Origin of the sequence: Lysinibacillus sp. G4S2, assembly GCF_030348505.1 — a bacterium.
Taxonomy (GTDB): Bacteria; Bacillota; Bacilli; order Bacillales_A; family Planococcaceae; genus Lysinibacillus.
The window spans coordinates 2,463,545-2,481,284 of sequence record NZ_JAUCFJ010000002.1; the positions used below are offsets into that span (position 1 = coordinate 2,463,545).

Sequence of the window (17,740 nt, forward strand, 5' to 3'; positions counted from 1 at the left end):
AATGAAGTGGTGTCCGTCAGTAGTTTAGAAGGAAGGGGAGTTAGATAAAAGGTTATAGGTTGTGCTTATGCTTATGTCATGGACTTTTGAATTTGAAAATATGGTTATTAGGAGTTGATTTTTTGGAGGTAGGATTTTGGGTAGTTATAGTTTTTCTATTGTTTTACGAGCCGATTATAGGTTATTTTGGGTTTCAAAAATTTAAAAAAAATGTAGAAATATATGATGGCGCTAGAATCAAATATTATATAAATACGATGATTGGTATTTGGATTCCAACTGTATTTATTTTATTGTTAGTAGCATTTACTGACCTCACTTTACAACAAATTGGGTTGAAAATGCCAAGAATAAATACAGAGGTTCTTGGAACTTGGATTACCTATATAGGACTTGGAATAGGCATTTTTTATTTATCCTTTGTGCTGTACTATATTTTGGGTTATTTTTTAAGTGATAAGATAAAAAGACAATTAACAGAAAAGAAAGCAGAGGAATGGGAAAAGTCAGAAGTTTCGCCGATTTTTCCTGTGAGTAAAAAAGAAAAACAATTATGGGGTTATGTTTCTATAACAGCTGGAGTTACAGAGGAAATTATTTATAGAGGATTTTTAATTTTTGCTTTTACATACTTATTTCCAGAATTATCTGTGTGGATAGTTATTCTTCTTGCTTCTATACTTTTTGGACTTGCACATACATATCAAGGATTTGTAATGGGGGTTCTAAGAACAACAATTTTTGGAGTACTTTTTTCAATCCTTTATATTGGATTAGATTCGATTATTCCGCTTATTTTATTCCACTTCTTATTGGATTATATTGTGAGATTAGGGGATGAAAAATCATAATTGTCAAACGAATGAAGATACTGTATTCTAACTAGGACAGACTTCAAACAGAAGCTGTTAATCTAGCAATTTATGATTAAGTTATCCTTGGTTAGTATACATATTGAAAAGGTGGAGGGTTCAAATGACACCAGAACAAATTGTTAAGAAATTTTTTGAAGAAGTACGTTCAGGGCATAATCCAGATTACGCAACTGAATTAATGGCAGAGCAAGTACTGGCACACCAAGTTATTTCTGAAGAGGAATTAACGGTTTTAAGAACTCCAAAAGACTATGCTGAACATGTAAAAGAAATGATAGAAGCATATGGCAATTTTTCATTAGAAATCCAAGAGTTCATCGTACAAGGAAATAAAGTATATGTACGATGGAAGCAAGTTGGTACACATGTAGGAGAAGTCGATGGATATCAGCCGACAAGTCTTCCGGTTATTGAAATTGCAAGCGCGGTATATAGAGTTGAAGATGAAAAAATAGCAGAATATTGGATTCAAATTGATCGGGCGGGTATCGAAAAACAACTCGATCGTAATAAAAATTAATATCAGTTTAAAAACATCCTTCGGGGTGTTTTTATTTTGCCCTTTAAAATACACTCGCAAATTAGATAAACATGAGTAGGCCATGCCGAATATTGAAATGATTAATTATTAAAATTCACAGCTATTTTTTGAGTTTGTAATATTTAAAAGGAAGCGCTAAATACAACACACCTTCTACTAAAAGTCTTGGCATGAGATAAACTAGTCATTTTAGGACTTTTTTTAGTAGATAAGAAAGGAAGAAAGGAAGAAAGGACATCATTTCGCTCTAAAATGGGCGAGATGTGTCCTTTTAATCTTCTACATTACCGAACGGGCTAAATACATTAACATGTGGAACTTTTCATCCTTAACATGATAATCAAAAAAAGGTCCAGGATCTGTACAATAACCGATATTATCGCTTTGTGTTATTTGAAAGCCATTGACTAATAAATTCTCCTCGATGTAATTTGGATATAAAATGTGTTGGTGAGAATCTGGATATATGGATGAAATATTTTTCAATGATTTGGACGAACTTTCGTAATAAGAGTAACCCCCAACGATGATTGAATCGCTGTGGAAACGGTCTTTTAGAATAGGTATAGGAAACTGTGGATTGAGTAATGAAAAATCATTTGTTGTAAAACTGTCCACAAAAACATCGATACTAAGTGGTTTTAATGGCAGGTTTAAATCGGAATTCAAAATATAAAGTACGTTAAGTAAAGGATTGATACCTTCAATCCTTTTTCTAACCTTCTTGAGCATCTCAAGTGAGTAGCCACTGAATACATAGGATGCACTCAAGTCAAAATTATCACTATATTTGGGTAGTGTCACAAAAGCATCGATGTTGGTTTCCACAATTAATTTGTTTTTCAAATCTATATTTTGCAGTGTTTTTTGAAACCAAAAGTTACTTTTTTCAAACAAATTTATCATCCCGTGATTCATCTCTTTAATTGTTTGTATGTCGTAAAAATAGGACGGGTATGGAGAAATCTCATACAAGTTAGCGGTGATGATAATACCTTCTTCAATAACTGCTTCGTAATCACAAGTACAAGTTAAATAACCATTTTGAATGGAATTATTAATAATCGACACAGCTTTCATTTCAAGTGGGATGTGGCACTTTGGACAATAGAGAATATTTACAAAGGATAGCGGGACACCTTTTAAATATTCCTTTTCGGACGCAGAATTTTTGGTGTGAATCGATTTATCAATTAATTGGATTGCCTTTGATAACTCTTCTTTTTTCTGGATTAACTGGTCCTTTTTATCGATTAGCAAGGTATTGTAGTAGACGAGATCTTCATGGTCCATGAAATTTGTAACACGCTGATACGATAGAATTTGTTGTATTTCTAGCAGTGAAAAATGGAGCTTTTTTAGCTTAGCAATAAAAGTCATATCATCGTGGCTCGATTGATTCATTTGATACTGAGTGTTTTTTTTGTCTGGAAGTAACAAACCAAGTTCTATGTAATAACGAACAGTATCGATTGAAACATCGAAAATCTTTGCAAATGTACCGATTTTCATAGATTTCCCCCCAGTAAAAAAGTGGAGTTACTCCACTTTTTTTTTGAAATTTGTCTAAAAAGTGAACAAAAGACTATTGACCTTGAGTCAGCTCCAAATATTATGATAGCTCTAATAAGTTTAAATAATCAGAATATTGTTAGGGTAATTTTAACATATCAGTCAACAAAGGAGAATTAATATATGGATAAAATGGATAAAATGGATACGCTTTCATTGTGGAAAGCGACTGAAAACAGCTATAAAAAAGAGAATGCTCTTGAAGGAAATCAAGAGGCAGATGTCGTTATTATTGGCGCAGGATTTACAGGTCTTTCTTCTGCGTATCATTTACAAAAATTAGGGCGAAGCGTTATTGTGCTTGAACAAGAATCGATTGGATATGGTGCTAGCGGTCGTAACGGTGGAATGGTCTTACCAGGCTATAAACCAACAATGCAGGAGCTTTCTAAAAAATATGGGTCTGTCGAGGCGGAACAACTAAATAATCTTTCATTGCTTAGTGTTGAGCTAGTAAAAGAAATTATAGAAGAGCATCAAATTAACTGTGATTTTAGAAGGACAGGTCATATTGTAACAGCTTTCAAGGCGAAACATTTTGAAGGATTGAAAGCTGAAAGCGAATACTTAAATAAAAATTTCGGATATGAATCAAGTGTACTTGATAAAAGTCAGTTACATGAAGAGATTGATTCTCCAATTTATCATGGTTGCTTAGTTGACAATTCAAGCTACTCATTCCATCCGTTGAACTATGCAATTGGTTTGGCAGAAGCCGCTAAATCAGTTGGTGCGAAAATCTTTGAGTTTTCGAAAGCGCTATCAATTGAATATGGCCAATCAAGTGTGAAAGTTGTAACAGCAAATGGGGTTGTTACTGCAAGGGATATTATTGTGGCTACAGATGGCTACTCCGGGAAAATCATAAATGAGTTAAACAAAGGTGTACTCCCTATCTCAGCACGTATTATTGCTACAGAACAGCTTCCGGAAGCACTGTTAAATGCCGTTATTCCTAAAGATCGTATGGTTTTCGATACAAGCAATTTTTTATACTATTTCCGTCGTACACCTGATAATCGAATGATTTTTGGAGGGGGGGATATCCGACCAAACTTAGGGGATAGCGTCTACCAGAGTGTTTATAATGCTATGGTTACAACTATGCCAAAATTGGCTGGAAGCAAGATCGATTACAAATGGGGTGGATTTATTGGAGTAACTATGGACACTTTTCCAGTTGTAGGTAGATCTAAAGAAGGTGCCTATTTTGCAACAGGTTATTCTGGACATGGAGCATCGCTTAGCACTTTGTTCGGTAAGTTATTGGCTCAATGGATTGTTACGGGAGATGCAGGAGGATATCGTTTTGAAAAGGAACGTTTAAAAACAATCCCATTTTATAATCAAAAAACGATGTTGGTAAACCTCGCACATATCGGATTCAAAGTGCTAGATAAAATTAGATAAGGGAGAGATACAATTGAAAATTGATATGTTTATTGATGGGAAATGGAGAGAATCGTTATCAAGTGGAAGAAAAGACATTTTAAATCCAGCAACTGGAGAGGTAATGGCTTCGGCTGCTAGTGGAACAGTAGAAGATACAAAATTGGCAATCAAGGCAGCTCGTGTAGCGTTTGATAGTGGCATCTGGTCAAATTTATCAACAGATGAAAGAGCGAATTATCTTTATAAGATAGCAGATCGTCTTAAAGAAAAGGCGGCAGAAATAGCACTTTTGGAAACAGAAAATAACGGTAAGGTTATCCGTGCAACGACAAATGTGGATATTCCCGCTACTATTCAAATCTTCCGCTATTATGGAGACCAGATCAAACTTATTAAAGAGAAATCCTATAACCGCGAGGATTCTTCGGAAACGATTATTACTCAGGAACCGATAGGTGTTTGTGGTTTAATTGTCCCATGGAATTTTCCACTTATGATAGCTGCTCAGTCTATTGCTCCGGCCCTTGCCGCAGGAAATACAGTTGTACTTAAGCCTGCTGAAGTCACTCCTGTAAGCGCATACAAATTATTTGAAATTTTCGAAGAGGTCGGTCTTCCAGCAGGTGTGGCCAATTTGATTTTAGGACCTGGATCCAAAATGGGGAACGAGCTTGCTGAGAGTTTTGAAGTTGACCAGGTAACCCTTACCGGCGGAACAACAGCGGGACAAAGCATATTGCGAGCTGCTGCTGGCAATATGAAAAATGTCACGCTTGAGCTGGGGGGGAAATCACCACTGATAGTATTTGATGATGTGGATTTTGAAACGGCAGTCGAAAATGCAATGTTCGGCATTTTCCATAATGCGGGTCAAGTTTGTACAGCCGCTTCACGTTTACTAGTACATGAGACTATTTATGATAGGTTTGTAGAGAGATTGGCAGAACGTGCAAACAAAATTGTAGTTGGCAATGGGGAAAGTGAGGTTATTGAAATGGGGGCACTTACAAGTGAGTCCCATATGAATGAGGTTTTACAATACATTAAAGTTGGAATTGAAGAAGGCGCAAGATTAGTATGCGGTGGTAATCGCATAACGGAAAATGGGCTTGATAAAGGATTTTTTGTCGCTCCAACGATCTTTGCAGATGTAAATTCGAACATGCGTATTGTTAAGGAGGAAATTTTTGGTCCAGTTCTTGTTGTAGAGAAATTTAAAGATGAGGAAGAGGCAGTCCAAAAAGCGAATGACTCCATTTATGGATTAGCGGCTGCTGTATTTACGGAAGATATGGATCGCGCAAGACGTGTGGTTAGTAAATTGCGGGCAGGAATTACTTGGATAAATAGTTATCACTTAGCTTATATTGATAGCCCTTGGGGAGGGTATAAGCAAAGTGGAATTGGCAGATCATTGGGTGTTGCTGGACTAGAACACTTTATGGAAATGAAGCAGATTAATATTCATCAGAAAGCTAAGCCTGTAGGTTGGTATGAAAATTAAAGTTAACTTGCTACTAAAATTGAATATATAGGGGGATATGCCTATGGGGGATAAAGAAAATCGCCCTTCTCTAAAGAAAGATCAAGGAGAAGTATTAAATAACTTGGAGAAGGATTCAATACTAGGAACAAAAAGTATTCCTTCACTGTATTTTCGGTTTGCTTTAGCGGGAATCATGGCTAACTTGATTCTGGGGGTTTTTGCCCTTATTGATGGTCATTTCGTCGGCTATTTTTCGGTTTTAGAAATTGAAGGGATCGGAATTGGTTTCACAGTAACGGTTATTACTCGTATGGTAGGGATTCTTTTTGGAGTAGGAGCAGGAGCAGTTATTGCTCTCCGGCTAGGTAAAGGGAAGGTAGAAGAAGGTAGATCAATATTGGGTCAAACCCTATGGTTCACACTATTCGTCTCTACTTTGATAGCTGTATTAGGATTGATCTTTGAAAAAGAATTGATGCTATTATTTGGTGCGAGCAGTGAGTCTCTTCCTTATGCGATAGAATACAGCCGCCTATTATGGATTTCACTGCCATTAACGATATTAGCTGTTGTACTTAGTATTTTAACTACTATCGATGAAAAACCTATATTATCCATGTACAGTTGGTTAGTGGCTGCTGTTGTTGCCGTAGTTGTAGAATGGGTAATGGTTACGAAACTTGACATGGGAATGATGGGGTCATCATGGGGCAACACAATTGCTCAATCAATTCCCACCCTACTAATATTATATTTTTGGTTTGGTAAAACAAAACTGAAGCCAAAAATGAAAGATATTAAGATTCAACTCAAAAAAATCGGTGAAGTGGCTTGGACGGGATTTGCCTCTTTCTCGGGTCTAGTTATGATGTTTTTTGCCATAATATTCACGAATAATTTACTTCAAGAATACGGTGGTGGGTTGCACGTAGCCGCTTTCACTATTCAAAACGGCTATATTACAAACCTGCTTTCCTTAGCAGCGCTCGGTGGAATGACAGGACTTCAACCAATCATTAGTTATAATTACGGTGCTGGTAATTTTGATCGTGTTAAAGAGGCCATCAAGTTCGGACTCATTTTTACGACAATATTCTTTGTAATTTCTACTACTATGCTTATCATTTTTGCGGATCCAATAGTGGCGTTTTTCGCCGGCGGAGATCCAGAATTACATCAACTAGGTGTTTGGACAACTATCGTCTTTAATTTATTGTTTACATTAAATGCGATTAATACGCTTATTTCTGGCTATTACGAAGCACAGGAGCGAAACTGGACGGCAACATTTATTGTAGCAAGTAAAATGCTAGTGTTTATGGTCCCGTTAATGTTTATACTTCCGAAATTCTGGGGTGTTGAAGGTGTTTGGTACTCAGCCCCTGTTGCAGAAATACCTGGTGTACTCATCGCCCTTTATTTTATAAGAAAAGAATTTAAATATTTAAATGGAATGAGTGCGAATAAAGAATTCAAATATTTAAATGAAATGAATACGAATAAGCTAAGTTTATAGAACTCTGCTAATCTATCAAACGAAAGAGGGATGTTAAAAATGTTTTTTGCGAAAGAAGTAACAGAGGAAGAAGCTAAACAACTAAGTGTTGATACGTGGGAACCATGGGTAGGTGAAACGGATAAAGGAATGTGGCACCTAGAAGAACAAGAGGTTTTCTATGTAACAGATGGAGAAGTGTTCATTACCGTTGACGAAAAAAAATATCATCTTACGAAGGGATGGGTAGCTTCTTTAGCTAAAGATCTAGTCTGTGAATGGGATTGTCCTGTCCTTGTAAAAAAGAATTTTATATTAAACCAAGAAATTGATTTGAAATAAATATTGGAGGTGTACTATGGGAGTAACAAAAGTGGAAGCTGAAGTTGTATTTATTAATGGAGAAGTAATCACAGTAGATCAAAAGAATACAGTAGCAGAGGCTTTAGCTGTTAAAGATAATCGCATTATCTTTGTAGGTTTAAATAGTAAGGTTAATAGTTTTATAGGAGAAAAAACGACTGTCATCGATTTGCAAGGAAAAACACTTCTTCCTGGATTTATAGATTCTCATATTCACTTAACGTATTATGGATTGAATCAGTTGGCGATAAATTGTAAAGCTGAGCATATCGATTCCATTGAGGTTTTATTAGATGATTTGAAAAAGAAATCCTTAGAGACGCCTAAGGGTGAATGGATACGGGCTTTTGGATTCAATGAAACCGCTGTAAAGGAAATGAGGTATCCAACAATCGATGAACTGAATGCAATTTCAGTAGAACATCCAATTATGATATCGCGTACTTGTAATCATATCAGTGTTTTAAATAGTAAAGCACTTGAACTAGCGCAAATAAACGAAAATACACCAGATCCTGACGGGGGAGTTATTGAAAGAGATCTTGAAGGGAAATTGACAGGAAAATTAATTGAAGCAGCAAATATGGAAATGAGCGATGTTGCAAGACATACAGAAGATGAACAAAGACAGGCTGTAAAAATTGCATCAGATCATTTCATTGCTTCGGGCTTAACAAGTGTCCATGATGCTGGAGGACAAGGACCTGATAGTTTCCGCATACTGCAACAGGCTGTGAAAAGCAGGGATATTCGCGTCAGAGTATACGCAATGATATGTCAGATAAATAACTCCCAAGAATTTGTCCATAAAATGATGGAATCTGGTGTAGTAACTGGTACAGGAGATGAAAGATTTAAAGTAGGACCGGCAAAAATGTTTACAGATGGAAGTAGCACTGGGCCTACCATTGCGACCCGTAAGCCATACGACAGTGACCCAAACAATTATGGCATTCTATATCAAAGTGAGGAAGAAATTTACGAAGTTTTAGGAGAAGCACATAAAAAAGGATATCAACTCACTGTACATGCACAAGGTGATAAAGCCATTGAAATGTATTTAAATTGTGTGGAAAAGGCGATTGAGGAATCACCAAGAACAAACCATCGCCATCGAATTGAGCATGCGGGAATCTCATCGCCAGATTTACAAGAAAGAATGAAAAAACTTGGAATTATACCGATTCCAAATCCTCCATTTCCGTATGAATTCGGAGAGATTTATGTAAGGCATTACGGTGATCGCGTTCAACATATGTACGCTGCCCGTGATTATATTGATCAGGGGATCATAGCAGCAGGTGGATCAGATGCGCCAGTTACTGATATTAACCCTTTATTAGGAATTCATGTTGCTGTTAATAGAAAAAGCCAGTCGGGTATGGATATTGGTTCCAGTCAATGCATAAGTGTTATGGAGGCTATAAAACTATATACATGGAATGGTGCTTATGCGAGTTTTGAAGAAGATATAAAAGGGAGCATCGAGGTTGGTAAGTTAGCCGATTTAGTAGTCCTTAATGACAGCATTTTAAATGTCAGCCCAGACCAAATTAAAGATTTAAAAGTAGAAAAAACTATGATCGATGGTGAAATGATCTATTCTAAAGAAAATTTTGTGGAACTAAATCGAGTATAGATTATTAAATGATAGTATGCTGAATACTCCTATACGCCAGTTTGTATGTATAAAAATCACGTGATTTGTACCTATTGGTGAACCTTACTATGAACGGAACCCCGAATAGTGGACCTATTCGGGGATTTTTGTGTTATTAAAGGGCAAAATCCTATTATACTTTCATCTGAGAATTTGTGGTTTGCGTCCTGATTTAGACCTTGTTTTTTTGATCTCCATTAGTTTTCAGTGACATTTTATTAAGGAGTGAAGATATATTTGATTCAGAAGGGCAAATGAAAAGTGGCATGACGTGAATCTTGTCATGCCACTTTTTTTAATTGGGTGGAATTGTATTTTACAAAGGTTTGCATTTTAGGAATATATTAAGTTAAGATGGGCAGGTTCAATGCCCTTCTTAACCAATTATTCAAATTTACGAGCGAATACAAGTATTGCTATGACGATTTGGTACTTTGCGTAATCCAACTTACTCAGTTAGACTTATGGGAAAACGCCATTGTGGAAGTTCTTTCCATAATGGCGTTTATCAAAATAACTCTCATTTTCTAAATATCAGATTTACATCTGAAGAAGGTGTATGCGGTCTAATCATTCGCTTTTTGCACGCCCTTAATCAATATGAAGTGATTGCCAACAGCTTTGATGAGTATTTACAGGATCTTATTGACGATGGTTTCATTTTTCTGGAATCCGAAGAAGAGTAACCTTTTGTAATCTAGTATTGACTGAAATAAAGTCACGCTTTTTATAAAAAAGATGCGAAGGATTGTGGATAAAATACCCTTAAACAAACGAGGGCAAGAGTTGTTTAGGCATTACTATGGTATTTGTGTTATTTTTTACACATACTGTATAATTCTAAGTGAGATTTATTTTGGGAGGTGAAAATTTGTTATATTTAGCTTTATTTATTGGTGTCGTTACAATTGTAATTTCGGTTAAGCTTACTCAAGCTTTTAAATTATCAAGCATTTGGGGGGTACTTGGTCAAATTTGTGCTTCACTTGTAATAATAATGGTCGGCAAACTCGAGGTTAGTTATATTAGTTTAGGTGATTACTTCGAATTAGGATATTTGACGGTTCCATTTACTTTATTACTTCTTGTAGGTTTTACAAATGTAATGAATATAGAAAAAGTGCAAAATCCTTCAATATTGCTGCTGCCATTCGTTTCTTTAGTTTTTTTCTCAATAGCAGCTTTCTTCATAGGTCATCCATTTGTTTTAATAACGGGGATTTGTTCCAGTTTAACGCTTATGTTTATTCTGCTATACGGCTATTATACTGGTAAAGTATTTGTGGGGAGAACGCTTAATACGTCAATAGGTTTCATAATAGCTGTGCTTTCAATATCCCTCATTGAAACATCTATTGTAACAATTTATATTCCGGTATTTACTTTAGTACTACCATTCACTTTATATTATTTAATTCAAGATAAAATTACGAATGTACAATCAATTACAGTTAGCTTTTTAACAGCTAATTTATTTGGTGTATTAATGTACATAGTTCCTTTTAATACAATATGGTATTTCATTGTTGGGTTAACTAGTATTTTGGTTATCACTCAATTTTCACGTAAATATCGCTTTATTTAGAAACTCAAACTTTTTTATAAAAACTTTATACTTAGTTTGAAAGATTAACTCCATTTTGATCAACCTTTTTTCAAAATGAAGTTTTTACATTTGCTGTTAAATAAAGGTTGAAGGGGATTTTTCCCTATATAATAAAGTCGTACCGTTTAAAACAAAGTTGCATCGTTTTGCCCCTTTTATGTTTTGACTAAAGGGGTTTTTGTGATCTTTCTTTATGTTAAAGACAGAAATATGTACTTCTTTTTTTGTGTTCTATCAAGCGTGTTGATTAGGAAAAAAATAGGTTTATTATTGAGTGGTAAAAGGATTTTTTTGTTATCACTTTGCCAATATATTTCCATTTTAACTGATTGTAGCGTAGGGCTACTCGACTCCCGCGGGAAAGCGAGACAGACGAGACCCTGCACGGAGCAGAGCGGAGGAAGCGGCTCGACGCTCGCCCGCAGGAAGCCTTGCTCTGCGCGAAAGCGAAGCGTCAGCGGCAAAGCGAGTAGCCCGTAGCGGAAATCAGCCTCTTTGAATGTATAAAAATGGTTAATCAACACGCCTGGTGTTCTATTTAGTTTTTTGGGATTAAAGGGATTAAAAAGTATTTTGTTGAATAACATGGAGAAGCAAATATAGAGAATAGATGGAATTTATGAGGGGGAAGCTTTGTGACGAAAATTGCAATTATTTCAGATATCCACGGGAATAAAACAGCATTAGAAGCAGTTTTAAAAGACATTCGACTAAGGAAGATAGAAAGAATTTTTTGTTTAGGTGATTTAATCGGCAAAGGTCCCCAAGGTTCTGAATGTATAGAACTCATCCAAAAGAACTGCGAACGAGTAGTTCGAGGCAACTGGGATGTATTTATTCAATCACCCACTGATAATGATTTTATACAGTGGTTCAAAGATAGATTAACAGAAAAAGATTATCAGTACCTAAGTTCGTTACCATTTAATATTGATATTGAATTAAATGGACAATTAATAAGGTTTTTCCATGCTTCTCCAAGAAGTGAATTTGAACGTATCTCGGTAAGTCATCCAATTGAAAAGCGTTTATCTATGTTTGAGAATAGTGAAGCAACAAATTCAATCAATTACAATAAAATCCCTGACATTGTATTCTACGGAGATATACATACAACCTTTTTACATACATATAAAAAGGGTATTCTGTGTAACGTTGGCAGTGTTGGGAATTCACTTGACTTAACTTCAGCTTCATATGCGATCCTAGATGCAACACATTCAAACAATGCCATTCAATTTATTAGAGTAGATTATGACAGGCAGGCTGAACTTATAATTGCAGAAGAGTTGGGTTTGCCCGATTTAGATAAATATTATGATGAAATTATGTTTGCAAATTATCGAAATGCTTAGTGATGTTTTTATTCAATAATCGGCGCGACACAAGAGATGCAATAAGGCTTTCGAGAAAGTCTGTACTGATTGGTATATAGCTTAACAAATCAATTTTATCACGCGTGTTGATTATCTAATTTCTTCCAATAAAAATTATACAAAAAGAGAGATTCTCATGTAAAATGTTAGTTACTACACAAACAATTACGAAATGAGGAATCTCTCTTGAACAAGAATAACACGATTTTTACACTCATTCAAACCTTTCTTTCAGAGGAAGAATGGCAATCAATCTTAAGCGAATTCGGTTATGTAGAAACAGCACGAAAATGTACAGTTCCCACGCTCATTTCGTATTTAATTGGTGCTGCCACGAACGAGTGGAAAAGTTTACGCCACGCAGCGGATGTGGGTCCAAGTAACGGTCTTGTTTCGGTGAATCATTCATCGCTTTCTAAACATTTAAAGGCACTTGATTATGGCATCATCAAACGAATTTTTGAAGTGATTGTCGGGAAGCTCAACCGTGCAGCTCGTCGTAAATTGAAATTGCCGAAAAGATTATTAGCCGTTGATTCAACTACCATTACAGTAGGCAAAACAAGATTACCTTGGGCTGTCTATCACGGCGAACGTTCAGGAATCAAATTACATGTTAGTTTTACTAATGAAACTGCGATGCCCTTAAAAGTCGTAGAAACAACCGGTTTAAAACATGATGGTCCCATTGGCGAATTCCTTGAAGATAAAAGGTTTATCCTCGTTTGTGACCGTGCCTACTTTTCTATTGATAAAGTCGATCGCTACCTGAAAGAATATCAACATTTTGTGTTACGTTTAAAAGACAATGTGCAATTAAATCGCAAAAAATCGCTCCAAGGTAGTCGTACCAACGATTCCAATGTGACAGCTGATTTTACTTGTACGCTTGGGACGCCACAAAAACAAACGAAAAAACGCCATCGTGTCGTTCAATTCATAGATCATGAAGATAAAGAAATACGTGTCGTGACAAGTTTAATGGATATCACCGCTGAAGAAATTGCCAACATGTATAAGTCACGTTGGGCGATTGAAAATTTTTTCCGTTGGATTAAACAAAACTTGAACGTACCTGTTCTATTCGGAACAACAAAAAATGCTGTATTCAATCAGCTATTCGTAGCCCTTATTGCCTATGTTTGTTTGAAATTTCTTCATACACAAGGGAATAAGAAAAATAATATCAAACCCTTATCATTCGTAGGTTTTACACGGATGTTTCTTTGTGCTGCCCTGCCAATAGAATGGCGAATCAGGGTGAAAGAAATCCTGGTGTTTCATTGGAACATAAATCATTCAACTACTGTATAATTTTGGTTAATCAACACGTGTGCAATTTTATATTTTATTATTTGGAGGACGAAAGAATGGATTTGGTAAATAATTTTCTAAACGGCTTAAAAGCAGCATTATCAACAGATGAGTTAGAGGCACTAAATACAGCGTGCGGTGCTACAAAAGAGGATATTGATACACTAAGGTCAGAATATCCAAATTGTCCAGAATCACTAATCTGTCTACTTGAAAATATTGATGGTACATATTGGCGGAAACAAAATTGCAATTTGTATTTTAGGATCAGATGTTGAAGAAGGTAAATATCCATATTATTTACTGTCTACACAGCAAATGCTCGAAAGTTCAAAAGAAGAAGAAGACATCTCCTATCTTTTAGAATACCAAGATGACGAGGAGGCTGTTGACCCTAAGATAAATCCGGAGGGACTTCTCCCAGGGACGTATATTCATTTTTCTGACTGTATGAACAATGGTGGTTCATCGAGACTCTTTATTGATTTTAACCCTTCCGAAGAAGGTATATGCGGTCAAATCATTCGCTTTTTGCACGACCCAGATCAATATGAAGTGATTGCCAACAGCTTTGATGAGTATTTACAGGATCTTATTGACGATGGTTTCGTTTTTCTGAAATCCGAAGAAGAGTAACCTTTTGCAATCTAGGTATTGACTGAAAAAAAGTCACGTTTATTAGGGATGCTGTAATTGTGACGGATTTTGGATAAATACACTTAAACACACGAGGGAAAGAGTTTGGGAATCAAAATAATAGAAAGAGACCAAAAGGGGGGATTTCTAAATGAATAATAACTATATTGAAAACATTCAATCGTTATATTCTGACCTTTCCATTGAAGACTTTTATCCTAATGAAATTGGTCAGAATAATGATGTGTTAATTGTAAACAAATCTTTGGTTTTTAGATTTCCAAAATATAAAAATGGAATAATTCAATTAAGAAGAGAGACGGAAATTTTGAAATACATTAAAGGTATCGTCTCCATTCCCATTCCGAATCCGATTTATCAGTCTTTTGAAATGCTAGAACCGGGTAAGGTCTTCACTGGCTATAACCTAATAAATGGTGTTCCTTTGTGGAAGGAAAGTTTAACAGGTATTAAGAGTGTTGAATTGGTTAAAAGGTTGGCAAAACAACTTGTTTCTTTTCTTGTAGAACTTCATTCTATTTCAGGAGAAAAAGCAAGTCGAGATTTGAAACTGAAGGTTCGTAATCCTAATGAAGAGATGTATAACCTGAATGATAAGATTCAAAATAAATTATTTCCTTTTATCAGAAAAGACGCTCAAAAGGAAATATCAGAATCCTTTGAAATGTTCCTGAAAGGGGAAGCATTCTCAAATTTAGAAATAACACTTATACACGGAGATTTCGGAGCATCTAACATCTTGTGGAATCCAGAAACAAGTATGATTTCAGGGATAATAGATTTTGGTGGTTCCGGTTTAGGAGATCCAGCGTATGACTTTGCTGGAATACTCTCCAGCTATGGTGAAGATTTTTTTGATATGTGTATAAACCTATATCCTAACGGTAATGCAATATCTGAACGAGTTAAATTTTATAAAAGTACATTTGCTTTACAAGAAGCATTGCACGGGATGGAGAATGACGATAGACAGGCTTTTGAAAGTGGAATTAAAGATTATAGATAGATTGCTTGCTTGTTCAATTAAGTGAGCCTAAAGCCCCCCCCTTTAGTTAAAGAAGAAACACGACAAACAATCTATTTATTAAACTTCAAGCCTTACAATCCGTTATTTACCCCACGGTTGTTCACCATATCTTTTTAGCATCACGACTTCACCATCAGTTTTTTTCAATCGATTGTAAACATACTTAATTTTGTATTCGTTGTATTTTTCTAATTCGATTTTATCGTAAAAATTCTTCGATAAATACAACTCACGTTCATCAATTAAAAGATAGTATTCACCATTTTTTTCCACGATATTTTGTTCATCAATTTTAACTGTTTTTTCAATTAGAACATCACTAAGAGTATAAAAAACCGCTGCAAATATTCCTACAAAAATGAAGATTAAAAAGATTACGAATAACTTACTTTTACTCAAGTGACTCACCTCATTAACTTTGGTATTTAATGCTAATTATAATCAATTCATACCAGAATTTCAAAATTAATCAGATTATTCGCAAAAATAAACTGACCAGTTAGTTTAAATGAAATTTTTCACAAGATAAACTTCAAGTATTCATTAAAAAACCACCTTAAAAAATAACTAGAGAGGTGATTTTTATCAAACTTATTGGCTCATCACCATAACATGTGATTGATTTCCGTTCCGACTGGGCGCTTGGTAGCTGCCGCTTTGCTTTCGCTACAGAAAACATTTGTAGCTGCCGCTTTGCTGTCGCTTCAGAAAACATTTGTCGCTTTCGCGCAGATAAAACATTTGTTGTTGTTGTTGTTGTTGTTGTTGTTGTTGCTGTTGCTGCCGCTTCGCTTTCGCACAGATAAAACAATTGCTGTCACTACGCTGTCGCACAAAGCAAAGCTTCCTGGGGGGGCGTCTGTTGAGCCGCTTCACTCGTGGTGCACGATTTAGACTTGATTAAATTCTATTCCAGATGACCATAAATTGTGCTGCTTCAGATTCTAGAGCAATTAGGTGGTCTTCGGTGGAGGGGGTATCTGAAATTAATTTACCTTTTTGGACATTTAAAATGGCAGGTTTTACATCAGGAGCATGCTCAATGGTGAATTCAGATTGATTTAATAGTGTCAAAGATGAGCGACATTTGTTTTTATCAATTCGCTCGTCCTTCCCTTTGAAATATAACTTGATTAAGTGGGGAACTCCGTCAATTTTTAATCCTAGTTCTGGTGATGAACGAACAGTTATATATTCGCTATACCAATTGGATTTGCCTGGTTCAAACCATTCAACTTCTTTATTTTTAATAAATTTTAAATGTGCTTTAACTGCTTCAAGGTAATTTTTCTGTTTAGCTTCAGAAACCTTTTGAGCAATAGAAAGCAGATAATCATTACTAAATTTGTTCTGATGGAATTTTCGGATACCATCTCGTAAAGGTTTCCAGTAATCAAAAGCAGGATTGTATTCATCTTGATATTTTATTTGTCTAACCATTGAAGTTTTACCAGTAACGCCTTTGAAAGTAAAGTCTGTAAATTGAGTAAGACCGATCGAGACTTTTTTTGAAGACATTCATAACAACTCCTTAATTTGTAAATATTCGATAAAAGAAAGGACCCTTTAGAAGGTTTTACCTATGAATCAATTACAAATTATAGTGTATGACAACTGTCGTGTATTAACGACAGTTCAATTAGCTGATAGTTACAAAATCTAATGTAAAAAGTAATTTCAAAGAATTTCACTCGTAATAAAGATCGCAATAAAGAAGGGAAACATTTGATTCACCTTACTGAAGAGGAGTTAAACTATTTAAAGCCATTTATCAAAATGATAGTGGCTGTCATGATGTTCGGAATGGTGTTTTATCAATTTTAGGGGAAGGGTTTATATGGTGGATGCTATGACAATCCAACAACGAAAGACATTTTACGGAGCTATCGGTGCAATGGAAACAATTCTGATCATAGAAGATTATGACATATCTATATAGAGAGCATAAGACATCTTTCGTAAATTAGAGGCTACTGCCTAGTCAAAACTGGTTTATGTAGAAATGGATAAGATCTTCAATAGTCTTAAACAGTTGGAGGTGTAGAATGTTCAGGTTTAAAAAGAGGGACAAGCTTTTGTTGCAAGAACGGTTAAGTTTCTGTTAATGAGTGGTGGTTCCGATGGAGAAGTAGTTGGTGAACTATCTAAACATGGTTGTGATTCAAAAACAAAAGGAGTTTTGTGTGAAATGTGTGTTAATCGTTATAGTCATTGGTTTACCAATCATATTTCATGCTGGTAATAAAAAGTAAAGCTGCTTAACAGTTTCCTGTTAAACAGCACATGGATAATGTAAATATAAAACATAAAAAGGAAAAAGTCAACAGTTTTTTGCGCTTGCTAATTTTGTCAAGCAGTTCCTAACACCTTTTCTCA

The 17,740-nt window shown here is 35.4% G+C and carries 15 protein-coding genes and 2 pseudogenes; 13 read left to right on the forward strand and 4 right to left on the reverse strand.

Going from position 1 to position 17,740, the window contains the following annotated elements; all coding sequences use genetic code 11:
- Positions 1–122: 122 nt before the first annotated feature.
- Together QUF91_RS12620 and QUF91_RS12625 are read left to right on the forward strand one after the other, a co-directional pair.
- Complete coding sequence (locus QUF91_RS12620) at positions 123–851, forward strand: CPBP family intramembrane glutamic endopeptidase (RefSeq protein WP_289417998.1); 729 nt, start codon at positions 123–125, stop codon at positions 849–851.
- A gap of 124 nt (positions 852–975) precedes the next feature.
- Positions 976–1,395 carry an ester cyclase gene (locus QUF91_RS12625; RefSeq protein WP_289417999.1) on the forward strand — a complete coding sequence of 140 codons (420 nt, stop codon included), beginning with the start codon at positions 976–978 and terminating at the stop codon, positions 1,393–1,395.
- A gap of 300 nt (positions 1,396–1,695) precedes the next feature.
- Here the strand turns inward: QUF91_RS12625 and QUF91_RS12630 are convergent, their stop codons facing one another.
- A complete protein-coding gene (locus QUF91_RS12630; RefSeq protein WP_285398622.1) occupies positions 1,696–2,928 on the reverse strand; it encodes a MerR family transcriptional regulator in 1,233 nt (410 codons plus the stop codon).
- 183 nt (positions 2,929–3,111) lie between these two features.
- Between QUF91_RS12630 and QUF91_RS12635 the strand changes: the two genes are divergently transcribed.
- The 11 genes and pseudogenes from QUF91_RS12635 to QUF91_RS12685 all read left to right on the forward strand — a co-directional run bounded on the left by QUF91_RS12635 (position 3,112) and on the right by QUF91_RS12685 (position 15,343).
- On the forward strand, positions 3,112–4,398 hold the full coding sequence (locus QUF91_RS12635) for an NAD(P)/FAD-dependent oxidoreductase (RefSeq protein WP_285398623.1): 1,287 nt from the start codon (positions 3,112–3,114) through the stop codon (positions 4,396–4,398).
- A 13-nt stretch (positions 4,399–4,411) separates the two neighbouring features.
- A complete protein-coding gene (locus QUF91_RS12640; protein ID WP_289418000.1) occupies positions 4,412–5,884 on the forward strand; it encodes an aldehyde dehydrogenase family protein in 1,473 nt (490 codons plus the stop codon).
- A gap of 43 nt (positions 5,885–5,927) precedes the next feature.
- Complete coding sequence (locus QUF91_RS12645; protein WP_289418001.1) at positions 5,928–7,382, forward strand: MATE family efflux transporter; 1,455 nt, start codon at positions 5,928–5,930, stop codon at positions 7,380–7,382.
- A 39-nt stretch (positions 7,383–7,421) separates the two neighbouring features.
- On the forward strand, positions 7,422–7,703 hold the full coding sequence (locus QUF91_RS12650) for a cupin domain-containing protein (protein WP_285398626.1): 282 nt from the start codon (positions 7,422–7,424) through the stop codon (positions 7,701–7,703).
- A 31-nt stretch (positions 7,704–7,734) separates the two neighbouring features.
- Positions 7,735–9,363, forward strand: coding sequence for an amidohydrolase (locus QUF91_RS12655; protein WP_289420069.1), 1,629 nt, complete (start codon positions 7,735–7,737; stop codon positions 9,361–9,363).
- 566 nt (positions 9,364–9,929) lie between these two features.
- Positions 9,930–10,070: pseudogene (locus tag QUF91_RS12660) on the forward strand (SMI1/KNR4 family protein); the annotation flags it as partial.
- 185 nt (positions 10,071–10,255) lie between these two features.
- Positions 10,256–10,969, forward strand: coding sequence for an MraY family glycosyltransferase (locus QUF91_RS12665; protein WP_289418002.1), 714 nt, complete (start codon positions 10,256–10,258; stop codon positions 10,967–10,969).
- Between the two features lie 656 nt (positions 10,970–11,625).
- The gene (locus tag QUF91_RS12670; RefSeq protein WP_289418003.1) at positions 11,626–12,345 is read left to right on the forward strand and encodes a metallophosphoesterase family protein; all 720 of its coding nucleotides are present in this window, start codon (positions 11,626–11,628) and stop codon (positions 12,343–12,345) included.
- A gap of 207 nt (positions 12,346–12,552) precedes the next feature.
- The gene (locus QUF91_RS12675) at positions 12,553–13,680 is read left to right on the forward strand and encodes an IS4 family transposase (RefSeq protein ID WP_289417678.1); all 1,128 of its coding nucleotides are present in this window, start codon (positions 12,553–12,555) and stop codon (positions 13,678–13,680) included.
- 56 nt (positions 13,681–13,736) lie between these two features.
- A pseudogene (locus QUF91_RS12680) lies at positions 13,737–14,316 on the forward strand (SMI1/KNR4 family protein).
- A 151-nt stretch (positions 14,317–14,467) separates the two neighbouring features.
- Positions 14,468–15,343 (forward strand): phosphotransferase family protein, encoded by an 876-nt coding sequence (locus tag QUF91_RS12685; RefSeq protein ID WP_289418004.1) that lies wholly within the window; start codon positions 14,468–14,470, stop codon positions 15,341–15,343.
- A 102-nt stretch (positions 15,344–15,445) separates the two neighbouring features.
- Here QUF91_RS12685 and QUF91_RS12690 read toward each other — a convergent pair whose 3' ends face one another.
- The 3 genes from QUF91_RS12690 to QUF91_RS12700 form a co-directional block, all read right to left on the reverse strand.
- Positions 15,446–15,763 (reverse strand): hypothetical protein, encoded by a 318-nt coding sequence (locus QUF91_RS12690; RefSeq protein WP_289418005.1) that lies wholly within the window; start codon positions 15,761–15,763, stop codon positions 15,446–15,448.
- Between the two features lie 157 nt (positions 15,764–15,920).
- A complete protein-coding gene (locus QUF91_RS12695; RefSeq protein WP_289418006.1) occupies positions 15,921–16,175 on the reverse strand; it encodes a hypothetical protein in 255 nt (84 codons plus the stop codon).
- An 89-nt stretch (positions 16,176–16,264) separates the two neighbouring features.
- The gene (locus QUF91_RS12700; protein WP_285400046.1) at positions 16,265–16,882 is read right to left on the reverse strand and encodes a hypothetical protein; all 618 of its coding nucleotides are present in this window, start codon (positions 16,880–16,882) and stop codon (positions 16,265–16,267) included.
- Between the last annotated feature and the right edge of the window lie 858 nt (positions 16,883–17,740).

What these genes read in the sequence shown, in the direction of transcription:
- QUF91_RS12635 (WP_285398623.1), top strand. Translation starts at nt 3,112, where the DNA reads ATGGATAAAATGGATAAAATGGATACGCTTTCATTGTGGAAAGCGACT.
- QUF91_RS12650 (WP_285398626.1), top strand. Translation starts at nt 7,422, where the DNA reads ATGTTTTTTGCGAAAGAAGTAACAGAGGAAGAAGCTAAACAACTAAGT.
- QUF91_RS12685 (WP_289418004.1), top strand. Translation starts at nt 14,468, where the DNA reads ATGAATAATAACTATATTGAAAACATTCAATCGTTATATTCTGACCTT.
- QUF91_RS12625 (WP_289417999.1), top strand. Translation starts at nt 976, where the DNA reads ATGACACCAGAACAAATTGTTAAGAAATTTTTTGAAGAAGTACGTTCA.
- QUF91_RS12630 (WP_285398622.1), bottom strand. Translation starts at nt 2,928, where the DNA reads ATGAAAATCGGTACATTTGCAAAGATTTTCGATGTTTCAATCGATACT.
- QUF91_RS12645 (WP_289418001.1), top strand. Translation starts at nt 5,928, where the DNA reads ATGGGGGATAAAGAAAATCGCCCTTCTCTAAAGAAAGATCAAGGAGAA.
- QUF91_RS12700 (WP_285400046.1), bottom strand. Translation starts at nt 16,882, where the DNA reads ATGTCTTCAAAAAAAGTCTCGATCGGTCTTACTCAATTTACAGACTTT.